The following is a 19,960-nucleotide window of genomic DNA, read 5'->3' as shown; positions in this document are numbered from 1 at the left end:
CACCTGCTACTTGCCCCAGCCCAGCGCCAGAACATCGAGTTCGCGCGCAAGATGCAACAGGCGGTCTTTCGTGCGTTGCGACATCGGTTTGAGGGGGTGGCGGACGAAATCGCTGCCGATCACGCCGCCCTCCATGAATACTGTCTTGGCGGCGCGCAGGCCGCACTGACGGTTCTCGTGATTGATCAGCGGAAGGCAGAGCTTCCATTGCGCCAGTGCCGCATCGAGGTTGCCGGCACGGTATTCGGTAACGATGGGGCGTATCTTCTCGGGGAACAGGGCCGATGTCATGGTCCCGGTCGCGCCCGCATCAAGATCTGCCAGCAGGGTGACTGCCTCCTCGCCGTCAAATGGTCCTACGACATGGTCGCCGGCCGCGTCGATCAGCGCCGCCAGCTTGTCAGCAGCGAACGGACATTCGATCTTGAAGTAGCTGACATTTTCCAGCTCGCGCGCCATCCGTGCCAGCAGATCGACCGAAAGCGAGATGCCGGAGATCGGGGCATCCTGAACCATGATCGGGATCGAGATCGCATTGTTGACCGCCTCGAAATGCTCATAGATCCCCTGTGGTGCAGGGACGAGGCCGACGCCGTGATAGGGCGGCATCATCATCACCATCGCAGCGCCCATCGCCTGCGCGTCCCTGGCGCGGCGCACGACAAGATCGGTCGAGAAATGACTGACCGTCACGATGACCGGCACGCGGCCGGCGGCATGTTCGAGGCTGAGGCGCATTAGCAGCGCGCGTTCCTCGTCTGAAAGCAGGAACTGTTCGGAATAATTGGCAAGGATGCAGATCGCGTCGACACCCTGATCGACCATGCAGTCGATAACCCGGCGCATGCCGTCCTCATCGACCCGGCCATCGATGTGAAACGGCGTCGGTGCTACCGGCAAGATGCCCGCAAGCGCTTCTTTCATATTACTCCTCCTGCAATCATTGATGCCCGGTTGGCGGCAATCCAATTCAGTCCGGGTGACAGATATTTTCCCGGCCAAGCCTGTCATTCGTTGAACGGTTCGACGATGACGCGTTGGCCAAGCAGGAAAGCATCGGCCACGTGAGTCAGCGGCGTGAGGTCCATGTCGATTCCACGCGACCGCACCAGCTTGGCCATCTTCGCGTATAGGCGCGGATATTCACCCTGGAGCGGATTGTCCTCGGTTTCGGTCTCGGCCTGGATTTCGCCCTCGATGGCGAGCTTTGCACCGCCTTCGGAAAGCAGCAGGAAACCTCCGTTAGTTTCGGCTTGGATGGTCCATGTCTGGTCGCCATCCTGGCGCCAATCGAAGACCGCCGACATTTCAGCACCGTGCGGGTGCGCGAAGGTCAGCGAGGCCGCAATCGGCGTCTGCCGGTTTTCAGGAAATTCCAGCGTGGCTGCCGTCAGATGAAAGGGGTCGGGTAGGATTTCCGTGACGATGGACAGGGCATTGATGCCGGGATCGAAGACACCGAGGCCGCCGGCCTGCCAGATCCATTCCTGTCCCGGATGCCAGCGGCGCACGTCCTCCTTCCAGACGACTTTCAGGGAGCGAAGGCGCTTGTCTTTCAGCCACGCTCTTGCCTTGGCGACCTGCGCGGCCTCGCGCGAGTGCCAGGTGGCATAGATTGAAACGCCTGCTTCGCGTGCCATCCTCTCCAAGGTGTGGCATTCGGAAAGCGTCGCACCCGGCGGTTTCTCCAGCATGACATGCCGGCCGGCTTGCAAGGCGGCCGTCGCATAGGCGAAGCGCGGGACCGGCGGAAGACACAGCGAGATCACTTCCACGTCCTGCCGGGACGAGAGCAGCGAGTGAAGATCCGCGAATGCCTCCACGCCTTCGACGACGCCATTGCGTGAGACGGTCGCGGCGAGTTCCCAGTCCGCAGACGCCGCGATCGCCGGCACATGCTGGTCGCGTGCGATCTTGCCGACACCAACAATGGCAACCTTCATCGTCATCAGTGTGAATCTCTGCTTGCGCCGGGTCGATGCATGCCGGTCAGCCCCGCTTTGTTTTGTTGTAGACGTCGAAGATCACGGCCGCGAGCAGCACCAGTCCCTTGATCATCTGCTGGTAATCGATACCGATTCCCATGATCGACATGCCATTGTTGAGCACGCCCATAAGGAACGCTCCGACAACCGCGCCGATGATGGTACCGACGCCGCCCGACATCGATGCGCCACCGATGAAGACGGCGGCGATCACGTCGAGTTCAAGCGCAAAGCCGGCCTTGGGTGTCGCCGTGTTGAGGCGCGCGGCAAAGACGAGGCCCGCCGCTGCCGCCAGCACTCCCATATTGGTGAAGGCGAGGAATGTCAGGCGCTCGGTCTTGATGCCCGAGAGCTTTGCCGCCTTCGCATTTCCGCCCAGGGCATAGATCCGCCGTCCGATGACGGTGCTCGAGGTGATGAAGGCATAGATCACCGTCAGAACCGACATGGTGATCAGAACATTGGGCAGACCCCGGAAGGTCGCCAGCTTGAAGGTTATGAAGATCAGCGCTGCGGCGATGATGGCGTTGCGCGCGACGAAAAAGCTGAACGGTTCGTCCTCGATGCCGTAGACCTTGTTACGCGAGCGCTGCCTCATGCCCAACCAGACGATCGCGACGGTGGTGGCAATGCCTGCCGCAAGCGTAAGCAGGTTGACCTGCCGCACGTCAAACAGACCGGTGAGCGCCGCGCCGATGCCTTCCGGGAATATGTCCGGAACAAAGCCATTGGCAATGACCTGGAATTCCCGCGGAAACGGCCCGACCGACTGCCCCTCCAAAAGCCATAGCGACAGACCGCGGAACACAAGCATGCCGGCCAGCGTCACGATGAAGGACGGGATCTTCCAGTAGGCCACCCAATAACCCTGCGCGGCTCCGATCAGACCGCCGATGCCGAGACATACGAGAGTGGTGACCAGAACGGATTGTCCGTGATGCACCATCAGCACGGCCGCCAGTGCGCCGATGAAGCCCATCACCGAGCCGACTGAAAGATCGATATTTCCCGACACGATGACGATCAGCATGCCGAGCGCCATGATGACAATGTAGCTGTTCTGCAGCAGGAGATTGGTGACGTTCACCGCGCGCAGCAGCGTGCCGTCCGTCACTATCTGGAAGAAGACCATCACCACGATCAGCGCGAGCAGCAGTCCGTATTCGCGCAGATGCGAGGCGAGGTAGGCGGCTATGCCCTTTGCAGGGACCTTTTCCTCCGCCCTGTCGACATCGTCGACCACAGCCATGTGCCGTTCCTCCATCGACTTTAATTGCTCACGATGAGCGACATGATGCGCTCCTGGCTGGCTTCGGCAGCGGTGAGCTCGCCCACCAACGCCCCCTTGCTCATCACGTAAATGCGGTCGCACATGCCGAGCAGTTCGTGCATCTCCGAGGAGATCAGAACGATGCCCCTGCCTTCTTCCGCCAGTTGGTTGATGATCGTGTAGATCTCATATTTCGCGCCGACATCTATGCCGCGCGTCGGCTCATCGAGTATCAGCACGTCCGGCGCGGTGAAGAGCCACTTCGCAAGCACGACCTTCTGCTGGTTTCCGCCGGACAGGTTCACTGTTTTCTGGAATACGGAAGGGGTGCGGGTGGCGAGCGCGTCACGATAGCGCTCGGCAATGCGGGTCTCTTCGTTGCGCTTGAGCACGCCGCGCCTCGATACCCCATCGAGATTGGCCAGGGTGGTGTTGAAGCGGATTGTCTCGTCGAGTACCAGCCCGAGCGACTTGCGGTCCTCGGTGACATAGGAGAGGCCCGCTTCGATCGCGCGCGGGATGGTAGAGACGTCTATCGGCTTGCCCCTCAGCTTCACGGTTCCCGAGACGCGGTGTCCCCATGCACGGCCGAAGATTGACATGGCCAGTTCGGTACGGCCGGAGCCCATCAGGCCGGCAATGCCGACGACCTCGCCCGCGCGAACCGTGAAGCTGGCATCCTTTATGACCTTGCGGTCGGTATGCTCCGGGTGCCAGACGGACCAGTCCTCGACCTCCAAGAGCACCTCGGCGGGTAAACGGTTGTGCTCGGGGAAGCGATGGGTCATGTCGCGGCCGACCATGTCGCGCACGATGATGTCCTCGCTCAGGCCCGCTTTTGCGTCGCGTGTCGAGACGGTCATACCGTCTCGGAGGACGGTGACCGTGTCGGCGACATAGCGCACCTCGCCCAGCTTGTGCGAGATGAGGATCGAGGTCACGCCATGCGACTTCAGTTCCAGCATGAGGTCGAGGAGCTTGCGGCTGTCCGTTTCCTGCAAGGCAGCCGTCGGCTCGTCAAGGATCAGCAGCTTGACGTCCTTGGACAACGCCTTTGCTATCTCGACAAGCTGCTGTTTTCCGACGCCGATGGTATCGACAAGCGTCGTGGGCGGCTCCTTGAGTCCGACCTTGGCCAGCAGTTCCTCGGTCCGGCGGTTGGCCTCACGCCAATCGATGATGCCGCGCCGACCCCGCTCATTGCCGAGAAAGATGTTCTCGGCAATCGAGAGCTGCGGGATGAGCGCCAGTTCCTGATGGATGATGATGATGCCGGCGCGTTCGCTGTCCGTGATGTCGCGAAACGCCACCGGCTCGCCTTCATAGACGATCTCGCCTTCATACTCGCCATGCGGATAAACGCCTGACAGAACCTTCATGAGTGTGGACTTGCCGGCGCCGTTCTCGCCGACCAGCGCATGGATTTCGCCGCGACGGACCTTGAAGGTCACATTGTCAAGCGCCTTCACGCCAGGAAAGCGCTTAGAGATGCCGCGCATTTCCAGAATCGTATCCATGAGACAACTTCCATGCCTGAACCGGCTCCGCCGGCGCGCTGCGACGCCGGCGGCAAGGAGGCTACCTGCCTATTGTACCTGGTCCTTGGTGTAATATCCGCTTCCGATTAGGATCTCTTCCCAGTTCGAAGCATCGACCGAGACGGGCTCGAGCAGATAGGAAGGTACGACCTTGACGCCGTTGTCATAGGTTTCGGTATCGTTGATTTCGGGTTCGCCGCCCGCCAGCAGCGCGTCGACCATGCCGACGGTCACGCGGGCCAGCTCGCGGGTGTCCTTGAACACCGTCGAATATTGCTCGCCGGCAAGGATCGACTTCACCGAGGGGACCTCGGCGTCCTGGCCCGTCACGATCGGCATCTCCAGATCGCCCGAACCATAGCCGACGCCCTTGAGCGACGACAGGATGCCGATCGACAGGCCGTCATAGGGCGACAGCACGCCGTGCACGCGCTCGTCGGAATAGTGGGCAGAGAGCAGGTTATCCATGCGGGCCTGCGCCACCGCGCCGTCCCAGCGCAAGGTGCCGACCGTGTCCATGCCCATCTGGCCGGAGACGATCTTGATCTTGCCCGAATCGATGAGCGGCTGCAGGACGCTCATGGCGCCATCGTAGAAGAAATAGGCGTTGTTGTCGTCCGGCGAGCCGCCGAACAGCTCGACATTCCAGGGGGACACATCGGGAAAACGCTCCTCCAGCCCCTTGACCAGCGAATTGGCCTGCTGGACACCCACCTTGAAGTTGTCGAAGGTGGCGTAATAGTCGACGTCCTCGCTATCTCGGATCAGGCGATCGTATGCGATCACCTTGATGCCGGAAGCGGCAGCATTGGCGAGCGCGTTCGACAGCGTCGTGCCGTCGATCGCCGCAATCACCAGCACGTCGACGCCCTTTGTGATCATGTTCTCGATCTGCGCGAGCTGGTTGGGAATGTCATCCTCGGCATATTGCAGGTCGGTGGCGTAGCCCGCCTCCTTGAACTGTTCGACCATGGAATTGCCGTCGGAAATCCAGCGCGCAGACGATTTCGTGGGCATGGCGATGCCGATCGTCCCCTTGTCCTGCGCCAATGCCGGCGCTGCAACCAGACCTGCGCCAAAGGCCAGCGCGGCCAGCAGAGAAATCAGTTTTCTCATGAAATCCTCCCAGAGAAGTCGCACCACCACCGGCCGTTCCTCCCAGCCAGCGACAACCAAATCAGGTCCCCGATCGGGACCCTGCGCGAACGATTATGGTTTGGGAGAATGTCTTTCAATTAATTAGATTGACAATCTGCTTATCAGAATTGATATGCAATCAAATGCTTGATCTTCTGAATCGGCTGCAACTGAAAGATTATCGGCTGATCCAGGCGATCGCAGAGACGGGCCAGCTGGCGCTCGCAGCTGAACGGCTTTCCGTGAGCCAACCGGCGGCGTCCCGCATGCTGGCTGGCATCGAACGTCTGGCTGGGGTGCCTCTTTTCGCCCGTCATCCGAAAGGCATGACGCCGACGCCGATCGGCGAGACATTGGCACGCAACGCTAACGGCCTGCTGCGAAGCCTGGAACAAACGTTGCAGGAAACCGAAGCAGCGATTTCGGGTCGGGCAGGGACGGTGCGTGTCGGGTCCGTCACCGGCGGCGCGGTCGGCTTCGTTGTTCCTGCCATCCGGCGATTGAAGAAAACCGCGCCCGAAGCCGACATCCATATCGATGTCGCGCCAAGCGACATTCTGATCGCCGGGCTCCTGCGCGGTGACTATGATTTCGTCCTGTCGCGCATTCCGCCCGGAACCGATGCACGGCAGTTCGCGGTGCGGCGCGGCCGGGTCGAAGTCATCCGCTTCCTGGTGCGCCGGAGCCATCCCCTGGTCGGCCGCGGGCCGCTGAAACCGGAGCAACTGGTCGGCCACGAATGGGTCATTCAGGCGCCACACACGCCGATGCGCCAGGCCGTCGAGGAAGCATTCTTCTCTTACGGGATTCCGTTACCTGGCGAAATCGTCAACACGACCTCTCTCCTGGTGATGATTGCCTATCTTAACTCGACCGATGCAATCGCTCCGATCTCGCGCGAGGTGGCAGACCTGGTCGCGCCCGCTGGAGAGGAAAGCAGGCTCGCCGCGCTCGATCTCGAGGAGCCGATCATCGTAAATCCGTACCACCTGATTTCGCTGAAGAACCAGGCCATGAGTCCGCTGGCGATCCGGCTTCGGAACCTGATTTTCGAAGGGCTCTCCGATACCAGCGCCGGAACAAATCCGGGGCAAGAGGTCGGGATTGATAAAGGACATGGAAAAGGAATTCGGTGACTTTCCGCCTTTTGCTCTTGGCGACCGGCACACCCGTGGCAAGTTCCTGGAATGACGCGACCGGCGCGCGAAGACATCAGGCTCGACGACAAAACAGACTATGACGTCGAACTCGGTGATGAGGCCGTGCGTCTTTATGTTCAGCCTACTACCACGTGGGGGTCGCGCGGGAGCGTCGAGAGAATTCTGCCTCAGCCTTACAGGTTCAATTCTTCCTGGATGGCTTTGCCTGCATCGCCGCCGTCGAATGTGGTAACGCCTTCAAGCCACGGCTTGACACTATCCGGATGCTCGCGCAGCCACTCGGTTGCAGCAACCTTGGGATCTTTCCCATCCTCCAGGATGGCACCCATAAGTTCGTTTTCCATATCCAGCGTGAACCGCAGGTTTGAGACGAACTTAGCCACGTTCGGACATTCCTCGGCATAGCCGGTGCGGATATTCGTCATCACTTCAGCACCGCCATAATTCGGGCCAAAATATTCATCCCCTCCCGCCAGATATTCGATCTTGTAGCGTGTATTCATGGGATGCGGTGCCCAGCCGAGAAAGACAATCCATTTTTCGGAGCGAATTGCACGGTCCACTTCGGCCAGCATCCCCTGTTCGGAGGACTCCACCAATTCCCACCCGGAAAGACCAAAGTCGCCCTTCTCGATCATGTCCAGGATCATGCGATTGCCGTTGTTGCCTGGCTCGATGCCGTAGATCTTACTGTCGAACTTGTCGGCATGCTTTTCCAGGTCGGCAAAGTCCCTGACGCCTTCGGCGGCGACATAATCGGGAACGGCGAAAGTGTATTTGGCTCCGGTTAGGTTTGTGCCGACCACCTCGATCGACTTGTCTTCGAGATACGGCTTGCGGTCGGCCTCCATGCTCGGCTGCCAGTCACCCAGATAGACGTCGATATCCTTGTTCTTCATGCTGGCATAGGTGACAGGAATCGACAGGATCTGCGTGGTCGGCTCATAACCGAGCGCCTCCAGGATAACCGAAGCGGTGGCGGTGGTGGCGGTAATGTCCGTCCAGCCGACGTCCGAGAAGCGCACGGTCTTGCAGGCCGCGTCCTCTTCCGCGAGCGCCTGGCCGGAAACAAAGATGGCGCCGGCGAGCAGGGCGGGAATAGTGAATTTGCGCATGATCATTCTCCCATTGGTTCCCTTCTTGCGATGAGGTCGGCTCACCAGAGTGCGCCGCCCGTAATCTGTATGTTCTCCATTGTTATGCCCTTGGCTTCCTCCCGACAGAGGAAGGCCGCCAATGCCGCGACTTCCTCCGGCTGGATGATGCGTCGTTGCGGATTCTGGTCCGCGATCTCCGCCATCGCTTCTTCAAGGCTGCGCACCTTGCCCTCACGTTCGACCACCTGATCCACATTTCGACGCATCAGGTCCGTTTCGACCCAGGTAGGGCTGATCATCACGCAGGTGACACCATGCGGTGCACCTTCCAGTGCCACGCAGCGTGTCAGGCCGAGCAGCCCGGATTTGGAGGCGCAGTAGGCAGGATTGTCTTTCCAGCCGACGGTGGCGGCCGTCGATCCGATATTGATGATCCGCCCCCAGCCTCGGTCGATCATGCCCGGCAACAGGCTGCGGGTCATGCGGAAGGCACCGTTCAAGTTCGTGTCGATGATCTTGAGCCAGAGCTCGTCCGAATGGCCCGAGACCGGCTGCTCGGCCGTGGTGCCTGCGGCATTGACGAGGATGTCCGCCGGCCCGCATTCGGTCTCCGCAGCCTTCAGAAAAGCCTCGATGCTGGCGGCGTCTCGCACGTCGAGATGAGCGGCGAAAACCTTGCCGCCACGGGCCTGCAATGCGGTGCGGACCTGGCTGATCTGTTCCGGATCCGGATAGGCCGCCGCATCGCCGCAACGGCCCGCGGCTTCGCTGACAAAGGAACCGACCGCAACATTGGCTCCAATGCCGGCGAGAGCATGCGCGATGGCCAGGCCCTGGCCGGTCAGGCCACCGGTAATGACGGCGGATTTTCCGGTGAGCGGAGGGATCATCAGTTTCGCCTCATCAAGATGGTCCCTCCGGCAGCGGCTTCTTCAACCACTCGCGATAGAAGCCCTCGAGATCCGGTTCGAAGTCATGGACGATCGGATAGCCGGGCGCGGCAGCTTCTACTTCGTGGATCGTCGAACAGTCCGGGCAGATGAATTCGCGGATTTCCATCCAGTCGGGATCGGGAATGTCGTTGTTTGGATAAATCTCGCGCAACGACGCCTCCGTGCAGCGCACATTGATCAGCGCCTGCAGCTTCCAGTTCCGGCGGTAGTCGCCGAAAGAATGCCCACATTCGCATTTGGTGACGCGCTCGCTCCCGCTCTGGCAGATGAAGAGGTGATCCGAGATAGGAAGCAAGATCGGATCATCCCATGGGACACGCTCCTGAAGCACCTCTATAACCTTGAAGAACCGATCCTCATCCTTGTAGGTGCTCATGATCCGGCGTGTCTGCGGCCAGGGGAGCTGGCCGGCAATCAGATCGCTGATGACTTCCTTCGTATAGCTCGTCATGCTTGCTTCTCCGCTTCGAAGGTAAATTCATCGTCCAGATTCCAAAACGTGCGGAACTCTCTGGCGAAGCGCGGTGACAGCTTCATCGCGCTCGCGTACATCTTGCGCACCTCGGGAACGAAATCAGCCCGCTCGATGCGCTTACGCTGCTGTTTCATCCATTCCGAGACCGGTACCGCATTCCTGAGGCGCTCGACGCGCATTGTTTCGCGGCGGACATTGGTAGCCTCCAGATCGGGAACCGGCATGCCGTCCTCATCCTCGGTGAGAACTACGCCGAAGACCTTCTCTGCCGCCTCGCGGGTCAGGAAGCCGTTTTCGACGTCCCATGCCGTCTTGACGGGATCGCGCTCCAGAACGTCGCCGAAGCCGCCGCCACCATTGTAGGAATGGGTGAAGATGTCGCCTTCCTTATGCGGTGCGGTGATATACGGCCCCTCCACGATCTCGTGGGTGCCTTCGAATGCCTTTTCAAGGTCGGAACGGTCCGGATCGATGCCCGTCGTGTGCGCCAGTGGCTTTCCTGCCGCCGCCAGTTCCCGAATATTCGAATTGCGGACAGCGCGATGCTTCTGGCAAGTGGGAGCGGGATAGCCGCCGCACATGCCGCCATTGTCGAAAACGCGGGACGAATGTTCCGAAGTCACCAGCCGGAGATGGTCCGTCTTGTTGACGAGCCAGGTCGAAATGAAGGAACAACCGCCACGATATTTGCCGGCGCCGCCTGAATTCGGAACGATGGCACGGCCGAGATAGATCATGGGCATGTTCTGTTCCCAGATCTCGATATTGCCCATGTCGGATTCAGGGTTCCAGCCGACATAGGCCGTGTCGAGGCCGTCCTTGATCGCCAGCGCTCCCGAGCCCGCGGCGGCGCATTCGAAATGCGCCATGCCGAACTGGGTGCCGTATTGGCTCTTCCCACCCATCTCGATCATCGGGCTGTTGACTTGGCCGACGAACACTTCCTCTACGAAACCTCGTGCCAGGAAGCCGCGCGACAGGAGCCTCTGGAAGACGCCATAGGCCGGCAGAAGCAGCGCCCAGGAAGTCGCGGTGGCGGCCATTTCGCTATCCGGATTGGTCCATGTGCCTTCCGGCAGTTTCAGTTCGGTCGCCATCCATGCGCCGTCATTGACCAACCCTTCGAAATTCATGTGCTGGGTCAGCGTGACAAACATGCCGCCATCCATGCCGGCGGGTGTGCAGTTCATGGAATGGAACCCCCAGGGCTGGGTGCCTTCGAAATCCATGGTAATCTTGCCGTCGACCGAGATCTCCATCTCGATCGGAATGTTGTAGAGCCAGTTGGGATCGCCAAGCGGCTGGAAGCCCGGCTTTCCCTCCGTCACATGGCCATAGAAGGTATGACCGCGATATTTGCCGGGCACGGTTAGCTGGCGCGTGCGGGCAAGCTGTGCCCTGCGACCTTCCTCGATGAATTCCTTGGAGACCTTCATCCAGTAGTCGAGGCCGATCTCCTCGATCAGGTCTTTGACGCTCTCGCGTATGTCGATGCAGGATGCGACCTTGGCTTTTTCATCGAGCACCCAGTAGATCGGCATACGGAGATTACGCTCGCAGCGGATGATGTAGTCGCGCCTGAGCTCGTCGTTCTCGCCCACTTTCTCGGCACAGACGAAAAGCCCCTCCGTGAAACGCTCCTGCGCCAGGGCGACGTCGCCGCCGGGCGTGATGCCGCCGGCTTCCAGTTCATGGCAGACAGCACCGGCCCAGCCGACCAGCATGCCTTCATGATAGATGGGCATGACATCCATGACATCGGGCACCTGCACCGTACCGATGAACGCATCATTGTTGGCGAAGATGTCGCCGTCGCGAATGCCGGGATTGTCCTCGTATCCGTTGCGGATCATCCACTTGATGAAGCGGCTCATCGTGTGGACATGGACCATGATGCCGTTGGAAAGGGCTATGGCGTCGCCTTCTGGCGTATAAATGGCGACCACCATTTCGCCCACCTCGCGCACGCCGGGCGAAGCGGAGATGCGCCGCGCCATCTCGCGGGCGGAGACGCAATAGGCCCGCAGCTTTGTGTGCAAGGTCTCGAATTTCAGCGGGTCCTCGGCGCGCAGCGAAAGCTCCGTGATGCCGTCGTAGCATCCGGTCTCCTCCATCAGTCGCTCGGATTCGATCAGCCTTTGGCGAAGGAGCTGGGGGGAAGAAGGCCTGTTCAACATTCCGGTCCCTTCCTCAAGCATGTTCGTAGTGAAGGAGCGTCCATTCGTCGATGAAGACGCGGTCCTGCGGATCGATGACAAGAGTGGTGGCCGGATGCTCGACAATCGCCGGACCGGAGATCTCATGGCCGGGCTCAAGAAGATCCATCTCGTAAAGGTCGGCCTTATGCCAGCGCCCGCCGATATAGGCTTCGCGCGTGCCCTTGTGTGCTGCGGCCGGATTGGAAGGGCCAAGCGGACGCTTTACCAGCAGCGGCTTCACCTTGTCCGCAGTGGCGATGACGCCGAGCTCGGTGATGGTAAAGCCTGCTTCACCGTAGCGGGAAACGCGGTGGTTGATCTTGGCATAGACAGTCTCGAACTGGTCTATGACCTTCCGCATATCGTCGGCATTGGTTGCGGCCGGGATAGGGGACATCACTTCGACATCCTCAAGCTGGCCGGTATAGCGCATCATGAGGAAGGGCACGGTGCGCACCTTCTCCCGCGCATGTCCGTCCGCCAGCATCTCCTCGACGGCGGCCCTCTCCAAATCCCGCCATACTCTGTCGATGCGGTTCGCCGTTTCCGTCAGTTCGGAATTGTCGGCTCTGGCTCCGATATCGATCTGTATGGAAACGGAGTGCCGGCGCATATAATCGGCTGTTGTGCAGCCGAAAGCCGAAAAACCGGCCGCGAACTGAAAGGTGAGGACGTCACGGAAGCCTATGCCCTTCGAGCAGCCGGCAAGATGAAGCGGCCCCGAGCCGCCATAGGAAAGCAATGTGTATTCCGACGGATGGATGCCCTGACCGGAAATCACCCGGCGCAGCGCGTTATTGGCGTCACCTTCCAGCATGTCGATCATGCCTTCCGCCGCCTCCTCCACGGAAACGCCGAGAACGTCAGCGCATTTCTCTTTGAAGGCGAGCCTTGCCTTTTCCACCTGCAGCTTGACCTTGCCGCCCAGGAAATAATCGGGGTTGAGCCGGCCGAGAATGGCGTCGCAATCGGCGATTGTCGGTTCGGTCCCGCCACGGTCAAAGCAGATCGGACCGGGATCGGAGCCAGCGCTCTCGGGGCCCAGGCTGACCTTTTTCGTCAGCGGATCGACTTTGAGGATCATGCCGGCGCCGGCGCCGATTGTGTCGAGATGCAGCGTCGGGACGTTGAGCTTGAAGCGGTCCATCAGCGGTTCGTTCTCGATCCGCGTCTGGCCGCGCGTGATCACGCCCATGTCGAAGGAGGTGCCCCCCATGTCGGAGCAGATGAGTGAATCGTTGCCGATCAGCTTGCCGACATAGGCGGCCCCGAGGATACCGCCGATAGGGCCGGAGATCATCGTCTCGTGCAGGCGAGGATGGTTGATCGAGGTGAGGCCGCCGAAGGACAGCAGCGTCTGCACGCCGTAGCGAAAACCGTATTTCTTCGAAGCGTCCTCAATTCCGCGCAACTGCTTGCGGCCGCGCGAGGTGGCGTAGGCTTCGATCAGGATGCTATTCAGGCGCGACTGCTCGCGGATGACCGGGCGGACCTCGTGGCTGGTCAGGACATTGATATCGGCGCCCGCGCCGGCGATCTCCTGGCGGCAGATTTCCGCGATCCGTTTTTCATGCGCCGGATTGACGTGCGAAAAGATGGTCATGATGCAGATCGCGTCCACCTTGTCATCGATCAGCTTGCGGGCCGCTGCCGCAACCTCATGCTCGTAGAGTGGGATGATCACGTCGCCGAACTGGTCGATACGCTCCGTCACACCATGCGTGCGACGGCGGGGAACCAGCGGATCGGGATGCTGGTGAGTGACGGCATGCAGCCGGTCCGAATAGGAATAATCGGCCCAGGCCTGCAGACCGCGCCCCATCAGAACCATATCTTCCATGCCCTTGGTGGTGATCAGGCCAAGCCGCCTGCCTGTGCGTGACAGCAGTGTGTTGAGCATGCCGGTGCCCGAATAGAGCACTACATCCAGATGCGAAAAGAGATCCTCAAGTGAAATCCCCCACGCGTCGGCGGCATCCTCCGCCGAGGCTATGAAACCCTCCGCCTCGTTGTGCGGGGTGGTCGCCGCCTTGCCGATCTTGAAATGTCCGTTGCGGTCGACGAGGATCGTGTCGGTCATGGTGCCGCCTGCGTCGATACCAATGACGATTGGGGTGTTCACGGCCCTGTAACCTCCTGCTTGGTCCATTGACCGGAATGCTAAGCGGGGATGTGCCGGATCGGCTATGTGCCTAAAGGACTAATAGCTCAACGAGGTGAAGCAGGTTTGCCGATGACAGAGATCAATTTCTGGCAGCCATTGGCTGACGCGATTGCGGCCACCGGCACCAACCAGCATATTGATCGCTTGATCGACAGCATCAGTGCCTTCGTGCCGCATGATCTTATTACCGTGACGCGGTACTCGGCGAGCAGTAAACCGGAGTTCGTCAAGCATCGTCGATTTTCCGACGAAATGGTGCGCCGCTATCTGGACGACTATTACGTCTACGATCCCTTTTATGCCTATTGGCGGCAGGAAAGACGCCCGGGGATTCTACCGCTGCGGCAACTTGCAAGCACCGAACTCAAGCGCGGCAAATACATGGCAGAATTTCTCGCTCAATCGCGTATTTGCGACGAGATAGGAATCATGTTGGCGGACGGGGAAGATTGGTGTCTGGGTATATTTCTCGATCGCACGAGCCGTTTCTTTCGAGAAACCGAAATTCGGATTCTTCAGACTCGATTTCCGGTATTCCAGGCGTTGCACGAAACCGATCTCCGGACTCGGTCTGCTGATTTCCGACGCACCTCAACAGCGTCGGTGGTTGGCGATTCTCCAAGACGCGAACCGATCATTTCCGCTGATATTTGGCCCGAGTTGAGTCCTAGGGAGCGAGAGCTGGTTCAACTCATTTTGGCCGGACACCCGACAGCAGCCATCGCCGAGCAAATGAACATCGCCATCGGGACGGTGAAAAATCATCGCCGGCGCATCTACGACAAACTCGACATTACCACTGAACGGGAATTGTTCCTGCAGTTCTTCCAGCATAAGGCACTTTAGCTGCCAGTTGGCGGCGAAGGTCTCAAGGCGAGAGTGTCGCTATTCAACGGCTCTGCGACGTTCTTCCTATCAATGTGTCCATAAAGAGCGACAGTGTCCTGCAACGACACATTTGGAAGAGAAACAACTCGATGCAAGCTGTTGACAGATGACAGTTAGCAGACTTAGGCTTCGTATGAGCAAGACTTAGGGAACAAGGTTCTTCGTGAGCTACGTTGTGAACTGGAATGATCTCCCCGAGGTGGAGATCCTGCCGAACAATTTTCGCAAGTCAGCCGCAGGGCTGCAATGCGGTGTGAACCGCATCCGAATTGTCCATCCTTCCGCGACGCCGCGTCATCAGCATGAAGATTCGGAACAGACCGTGTTGATGCTGAAGGGGCGCATGTACATCCACATCGACAACCAGCGACACGAAGTCTCCCCTGGCGACATCTGCGTCCTGCCGATTGGCACGCCGCATTCCTTTGAGACGATCGAGGGCGAGGTCGAACTGATCGAGATCTTTGCGCCGATGCGCATCCAGAACCTAATTGGCTTCGTGGGGAAGGTGTTCTAATGGCGCTGCAGGAAATCGCCCCCGGTGTCTTCGTCGAGACCGAGCATCTTGGCTCCAACAACTCGATCGTCTCGACTCGAGATGGTCTTGTCCTGATTGATTCGCCACACCGTCCGACCGACGCGATGCGCTGGCGCCGGACGGCGGCGGCAATGGGCGAGGTCGCGTTCCTGATCAACACCGATCACCACATCGACCACACAATGGGCAATTACTTCCTGCCCGGCACAGTTGTCTCGCACGAGATCACCCGAGACCGTCTGGTCAACCACGCCCCCAGCAAGGCCTATGTCGAGGATCTCATCACGGTTATCGACCCCGAGGGCCTGCCGCTGATCCGGGACTACCAGGTCCGCCCCCCTACCGTCACCTTCGTGGAGCGAATGGCGCTCGATGTCGGCGGCCTGCGCTTCGACCTGACGCACCGGCCGGGACACACGCCGAACAGCATCTACATCGAGCTCAAGTCGCTGGGCGTGCTGTTTTCGGGCGACCTGTTCTGTGAAATTGGACTCCCGGCCTTCGTCGAGGCGCATGTCTATGAATGGCTGGAGGCCGCCCGCTTCCTCGGGACCGTCGATGCCGAGTGGATCATCCCGGGCCACGGCAAGGTATCGAGGCCGCGCGACGTAGCGGTATTCCGCCAGAAGATGGAGGACCTGATTGGCCAGGTAGCAGACGGCATCGCCGCGGGTGAACCGCGCGACGTACTGGCCGAGCGCATTCGTTTCGAGGATCTCATCCACATTTCGACGGGCGGCAGCCCGTCCTACCCCGACCATCTGATAGAACTCTTCCAACACAAGAGCATCGAGGCTATTTACGACCAGACCATTGAGCGACAATGTACATGACGCCGAGGCTGTCGGCGGGTTTTTTCCTGCCGAGGCACTTCCCGGGGACCCCATGAGCTACCTCGAACCCATTGCGGTTTCATCGATTGCCAACGAGGCCTTCAACAAGTTGACGCAGGCGATCCTGTCCGGCGAGTTCGCGCCCGGCGAGCGCCTGTCGGAAGCCGAACTGGCACGCCGCTTCGGTATCAGCCGCGGACCGATCCGCGAGGCACTTGGCCGGCTTGAGGGCAAGCTGGTCACCCGTATGCCGCGCGTGGGCGTCAGCGTCATCGATCTTTCGCCAGAAATGCTGCTCGACCTGTTCGCAGTCCGCGAGGCGCTGGAAGGCATGGCCGCCCGACTGGCGGCGGAGCGCGTCCGGGGATCGGAGATCGAGGAACTCAACGAATTGCTGGAGCAGCACGGCGGCCATCCGGATGTCGCCTCCGGTGCCGGCTATTACCAGGCCGCTAACGACGACGACTTCCACTTCCGCATCGTACGCATCGCACGCAACGAACAGCTCGAAGTGATGCTGCTGAACGAGCTGTACTACAAGCTGAAGCTCTATCGCTATCGCATCAGCAGCAATCCCGGGCGCGCGCAGAAGGCGCTCGAGGAGCATCGTGAGATCGTCAAGGCGATCGCGAGCCGCAATCCCGAGGCGGCCGAGGCGGTGATGCGCACCCATATTCGCAATGCTATCGCCGCCGCGGTCAATCGGGTTGGCGACGACGACAGAGACAGGAGAACGACTTGAAACCTTGGAATGGCATCATTCCCGAAGAAGAGCAGCGTGCCTACGCAGCGGCCGGCTTTGGCAAGCCAACGGGAATGGGAAAACGGCCGGCGTTGCTGATCATCGACGTGCAGTACCGCACGGTGGGCACGACGCCGCTGCCGTTCTGGGAGTCGATCAAGGAATTCCCCACCTCCTGCGGACAGACCGGCTGGGACGCGGTGGCCAACATCGCGCGGCTCCTGAAGGTATTCCGCCAGAACGGCTGGCCAGTCCTCTACCCTTATGTGGCACCTAAGGAGAGCTTCGACGCCGGCCGCCTTGCCGAAAAGGTGCCCGCGCTGATGACGGTCAAGCGCAGCGGCTATGACTTTGTTGCCGAGGTTGCGCCGGAGGAAAAGGACATCCTCCTGCCGAAGAAGCATCCGAGCGCCTTCTACGGCACGCCACTGGCAAGCTATCTGGTCGACCTCGGCGTAGACACGCTGGTCATCACCGGCTGTACAACGTCTGGATGCGTGCGTGGCAGCGTCGTTGACGGCTTCTCCTACAACTGGCGGGTCACCGTCCCTTACGACGCCGTCTACGACCGCAGCCAGGTCTCGCACGCGGTCAACCTGTTCGACATCGCCCACAAATACGCCGATGTGCTGAGCGCCGACGAGACTCTGCAGGCGCTAGCCGCCTTGAAGGCCTGAACGAGAACATCAACGGATACGAGAACGCCCGGCGCGGACCGGGCGTTTTCATATGGTGGTGCCGTGAGGTGTGGCCTATTTGATGCGCGCGAGACGGAAGGCGGTCCTGTCCGATGTCGTTCCAGACCTGCTGCTCGATGAGAAGCGAGCCGGGCAGGCGAAACCGGTCCATGAACCGGATGCCTTTGAAGGGATTGCTATCCACCCCGGTTCCCTTGAGCGTGCCGTAGAAGATCACCGTCTCGATGCCCTTGGCGCCGGCAGGCACGTAAAACGTCAACTCGTGCTGCTTGCGAACGCCAAGATAGACCTTGCTGCCCGACCCCATAGGTTTAATCGGCGGTCACCAGGATAGACCGCCTGCAACTTGGGTACCAGCAGCGTGCGCTTTGCCGAGCTGCCGGTGCTCCATCAGGTCCAGGAAGGACCAGGGCAATCGAAATGGCCTTCTCCCCGGCGGTCACGACGTCCTCACAGGATATCCGGCAGGATAGTCACGATGGACGGGAAGATGGTGAAGATCACCAATGCCAGCAGCATGATCAGCAGAAAAGGGAAGCAGGCCACGGCGATAAACGGCAACTGTCGTCCCGAAACCCGTTGCAGCACGAACAGGTTAAAGCCGATCGGTGGGGTGATCAGGCCGATCTCGACCAGGACGACTACAAAAATGCCAAACCAGATCAGGTCGAATCCAGCGCTCTGCGCGATCGGATGCAGGACAGAGCTGGTGAGCACGATCATCGACAGCCCGTCCATGAAGCATCCGAGCACAATGAGGATGATCGCGATCATGAGCAGCAGTCCATAGTAGCTTAGTTCGGCGTTCTGGATCCACGTCACAATCGTGCGTGGAACGCCAGTATAGGCCATAGCCACCTGTAGGCCTGCCGAGGCGCCGAGAATGATGCCAATCGTGGCGCAGAACATCACCGCGGCTTTCAGCGAGTCGACGATGACCCCAGCGCTGAGCTCCCCATCCATCCAGCCGAGCACCAGCGCACCCACGACGCCGATAACCGCCGCCTCGGTGGGGGTGGCGAAGCCGCCATAGATCGCCCCGAAGACGATGCCGATCAGGATGACGAGAGGCACCAATGAGATCAGGGCGCCGATCTTGCTGCCGTCACCAGGCAATTGTTCCTCGCCGACCACGCGATGGCGCAGCATGACGTAGATGCAGAACATCGCGGCCAAAAGCAGGCCGGGCAGGATGCCCGCGAGGAAGAGGTCGCCGATCGAGACGTTGAAGGCGAAGCCGTAGAGGATCAGCGCGACCGACGGCGGAATGAGGATACCGAGCGTTCCCGCGCCGCCGAGCGAGCCGAGGATCAGTCCGTCCGGATACTTGCGGGCCCGCAGGGGTGCCACGCTCAACTTGCCGATGGTCGCCACAGTGGCCGTCGAGGAGCCCGACAACGCGCTGAACAGGGTGCTCGCAAACACGTTCACCTGGATCAGGCCACCCGGCATTCGCCCGACGAGGATGGCGAAGGCGTCGAAGAGCTTCTGCGCGATCTTGGCCCGCGAGAGCAACTCGCCCATCAGGACGAAGAGCGGGAGCGCGGTCAGGCCCCAGTTGGTCATCTGTCCGTGGAAGGCGGTCGCCAGCGCCAGCGCCGGATCGATCTTTACCACCAGCATGATGCCGATCACCGAGAGCAGCAGGATGGCTGCAGCGATCGGGATGCCGAGGAAAAGGAGCAGGAACAGGCCGACGACGAACCCCAGTGCAAGTAGGTCACGATCCATCTTACAGTTCGCCTTCCAGGAAATCGTGCTTCGCGGGACCGAAGCCTTCTGAGATCACCCGCTGCAGGAAGCGCAGCACCAGCGAGATCTCAAGCATGATGAGCCCGAGCAGCACCACACCCATGGGCACCCAGCGCGGGATAGGCAGGTGGCCGAGCATGGTGATGCCCGAAAGCCACGCCGTGTACCACATGCGCGAGAATCCGATCAGCAGGTAGAAGATGATGGCGATCATGATGACCGCCGCCAGCGCCCTCGCCGCGGCCGCTCCCTTCGTGCCGAGCTTGTCGACGAAGAAGTCGACTGCAATGTGCTGGTCCTTCGGCACCGCCGCAGCAAATCCTAGCGCCAGCGTCCCGCCCAGCAGGATGCCTGCGATCTCGTCAGCGGATGGAATGGAGATGCCCGCGAAGCGTAGTGCGATGATGGCTACGAAAAGGGCCGTGAGCGCGGCAAGGCTCAGGCACGCCAGGAACATCGATATCCTCGCGGTCAAGTCGAGGATCCTGCCGAGGACAGAGGCGGTAGGGCTTTCTTGACCTGCCATGTGGAA

18 protein-coding genes are annotated in these 19,960 nt (G+C 60.3%); 6 read left to right on the top strand and 12 right to left on the bottom strand.

Annotation, left to right across the window (positions count from 1 at the left end; all coding sequences use genetic code 11):
- Positions 1-6: 6 nt before the first annotated feature.
- From L598_RS07835 to chvE, 5 genes are all read right to left on the bottom strand, one after another.
- Positions 7-924: a dihydrodipicolinate synthase family protein gene (locus tag L598_RS07835; protein ID WP_144861418.1), complete on the bottom strand. Its 918-nt coding sequence runs from the start codon at positions 922-924 to the stop codon at positions 7-9.
- Positions 925-1,007: 83 nt separating this feature from the next.
- Positions 1,008-1,949: a Gfo/Idh/MocA family oxidoreductase gene (locus tag L598_RS07830; protein ID WP_210244974.1), complete on the bottom strand. Its 942-nt coding sequence runs from the start codon at positions 1,947-1,949 to the stop codon at positions 1,008-1,010.
- Between the two features lie 40 nt (positions 1,950-1,989).
- Positions 1,990-3,234, bottom strand: coding sequence for a multiple monosaccharide ABC transporter permease (gene mmsB / locus L598_RS07825; RefSeq protein WP_144861417.1), 1,245 nt, complete (start codon positions 3,232-3,234; stop codon positions 1,990-1,992).
- A 20-nt stretch (positions 3,235-3,254) separates the two neighbouring features.
- On the bottom strand, positions 3,255-4,772 hold the full coding sequence (mmsA, locus tag L598_RS07820) for a multiple monosaccharide ABC transporter ATP-binding protein (protein ID WP_144861416.1): 1,518 nt from the start codon (positions 4,770-4,772) through the stop codon (positions 3,255-3,257).
- Positions 4,773-4,841: 69 nt separating this feature from the next.
- Positions 4,842-5,909, bottom strand: a complete 1,068-nt coding sequence (chvE, locus tag L598_RS07815; RefSeq protein WP_144861415.1) for a multiple monosaccharide ABC transporter substrate-binding protein — start codon at positions 5,907-5,909, stop codon at positions 4,842-4,844.
- A gap of 164 nt (positions 5,910-6,073) precedes the next feature.
- Here chvE and L598_RS07810 point away from each other — a divergent pair, with 164 nt between their 5' ends.
- Entirely contained in the window at positions 6,074-7,066 is a 993-nt protein-coding gene (locus tag L598_RS07810) for a LysR family transcriptional regulator (protein ID WP_144861414.1), read from the top strand.
- Between the two features lie 197 nt (positions 7,067-7,263).
- On the opposite strand, the gene L598_RS07805 is transcribed toward L598_RS07810, so the two are convergent.
- From L598_RS07805 to L598_RS07785, 5 genes are read right to left on the bottom strand one after another with little or no spacing between them, the layout of a single operon-like run.
- A complete protein-coding gene (locus L598_RS07805) occupies positions 7,264-8,205 on the bottom strand; it encodes a choline ABC transporter substrate-binding protein (RefSeq protein WP_144861413.1) in 942 nt (313 codons plus the stop codon).
- Between the two features lie 41 nt (positions 8,206-8,246).
- Complete coding sequence (locus L598_RS07800) at positions 8,247-9,077, bottom strand: SDR family NAD(P)-dependent oxidoreductase (RefSeq protein WP_144861412.1); 831 nt, start codon at positions 9,075-9,077, stop codon at positions 8,247-8,249.
- A gap of 13 nt (positions 9,078-9,090) precedes the next feature.
- On the bottom strand, positions 9,091-9,591 hold the full coding sequence (locus L598_RS07795; RefSeq protein WP_144861411.1) for an acetone carboxylase subunit gamma: 501 nt from the start codon (positions 9,589-9,591) through the stop codon (positions 9,091-9,093).
- The gene (locus L598_RS07790) at positions 9,588-11,792 is read right to left on the bottom strand and encodes a hydantoinase B/oxoprolinase family protein (protein ID WP_144861410.1); all 2,205 of its coding nucleotides are present in this window, start codon (positions 11,790-11,792) and stop codon (positions 9,588-9,590) included. The genes L598_RS07795 and L598_RS07790 overlap by 4 nt, the downstream gene beginning before the upstream one ends.
- A gap of 13 nt (positions 11,793-11,805) precedes the next feature.
- Entirely contained in the window at positions 11,806-13,935 is a 2,130-nt protein-coding gene (locus tag L598_RS07785; RefSeq protein WP_186444960.1) for a hydantoinase/oxoprolinase family protein, read from the bottom strand.
- A gap of 111 nt (positions 13,936-14,046) precedes the next feature.
- On the opposite strand from L598_RS07785, the gene L598_RS07780 reads away from it, so the two are divergent.
- The 5 genes from L598_RS07780 to L598_RS07760 all read left to right on the top strand — a co-directional run bounded on the left by L598_RS07780 (position 14,047) and on the right by L598_RS07760 (position 17,655).
- A complete protein-coding gene (locus L598_RS07780; RefSeq protein ID WP_144861408.1) occupies positions 14,047-14,823 on the top strand; it encodes a helix-turn-helix transcriptional regulator in 777 nt (258 codons plus the stop codon).
- A gap of 205 nt (positions 14,824-15,028) precedes the next feature.
- A complete protein-coding gene (locus tag L598_RS07775; RefSeq protein ID WP_144861407.1) occupies positions 15,029-15,382 on the top strand; it encodes a cupin domain-containing protein in 354 nt (117 codons plus the stop codon).
- Positions 15,382-16,236, top strand: coding sequence for an MBL fold metallo-hydrolase (locus L598_RS07770; RefSeq protein WP_144861406.1), 855 nt, complete (start codon positions 15,382-15,384; stop codon positions 16,234-16,236). The genes L598_RS07775 and L598_RS07770 overlap by 1 nt, the downstream gene beginning before the upstream one ends.
- 52 nt (positions 16,237-16,288) lie before the next feature.
- Positions 16,289-16,978, top strand: coding sequence for a GntR family transcriptional regulator (locus L598_RS07765; RefSeq protein ID WP_144861405.1), 690 nt, complete (start codon positions 16,289-16,291; stop codon positions 16,976-16,978).
- Positions 16,975-17,655, top strand: coding sequence for an isochorismatase family protein (locus tag L598_RS07760; protein WP_246658675.1), 681 nt, complete (start codon positions 16,975-16,977; stop codon positions 17,653-17,655). The genes L598_RS07765 and L598_RS07760 overlap by 4 nt, the downstream gene beginning before the upstream one ends.
- Positions 17,656-18,126: 471 nt before the next feature.
- Here L598_RS07760 and L598_RS07755 read toward each other — a convergent pair whose 3' ends face one another.
- Both L598_RS07755 and L598_RS07750 read right to left on the bottom strand, forming a co-directional pair.
- Positions 18,127-19,407 (bottom strand): TRAP transporter large permease subunit, encoded by a 1,281-nt coding sequence (locus L598_RS07755; protein ID WP_144861404.1) that lies wholly within the window; start codon positions 19,405-19,407, stop codon positions 18,127-18,129.
- 1 nt (position 19,408) lies between these two features.
- Positions 19,409-19,903: a TRAP transporter small permease subunit gene (locus tag L598_RS07750; RefSeq protein ID WP_186444959.1), complete on the bottom strand. Its 495-nt coding sequence runs from the start codon at positions 19,901-19,903 to the stop codon at positions 19,409-19,411.
- Positions 19,904-19,960 lie beyond the last annotated feature (57 nt).

It is taken from the genome of Mesorhizobium sp. J18, assembly GCF_007829525.1.
In the GTDB taxonomy this organism is placed as follows: domain Bacteria; phylum Pseudomonadota; class Alphaproteobacteria; order Rhizobiales; family Rhizobiaceae; genus VLJP01.
This window is presented reverse-complemented; position numbering and strand designations above follow the sequence as displayed.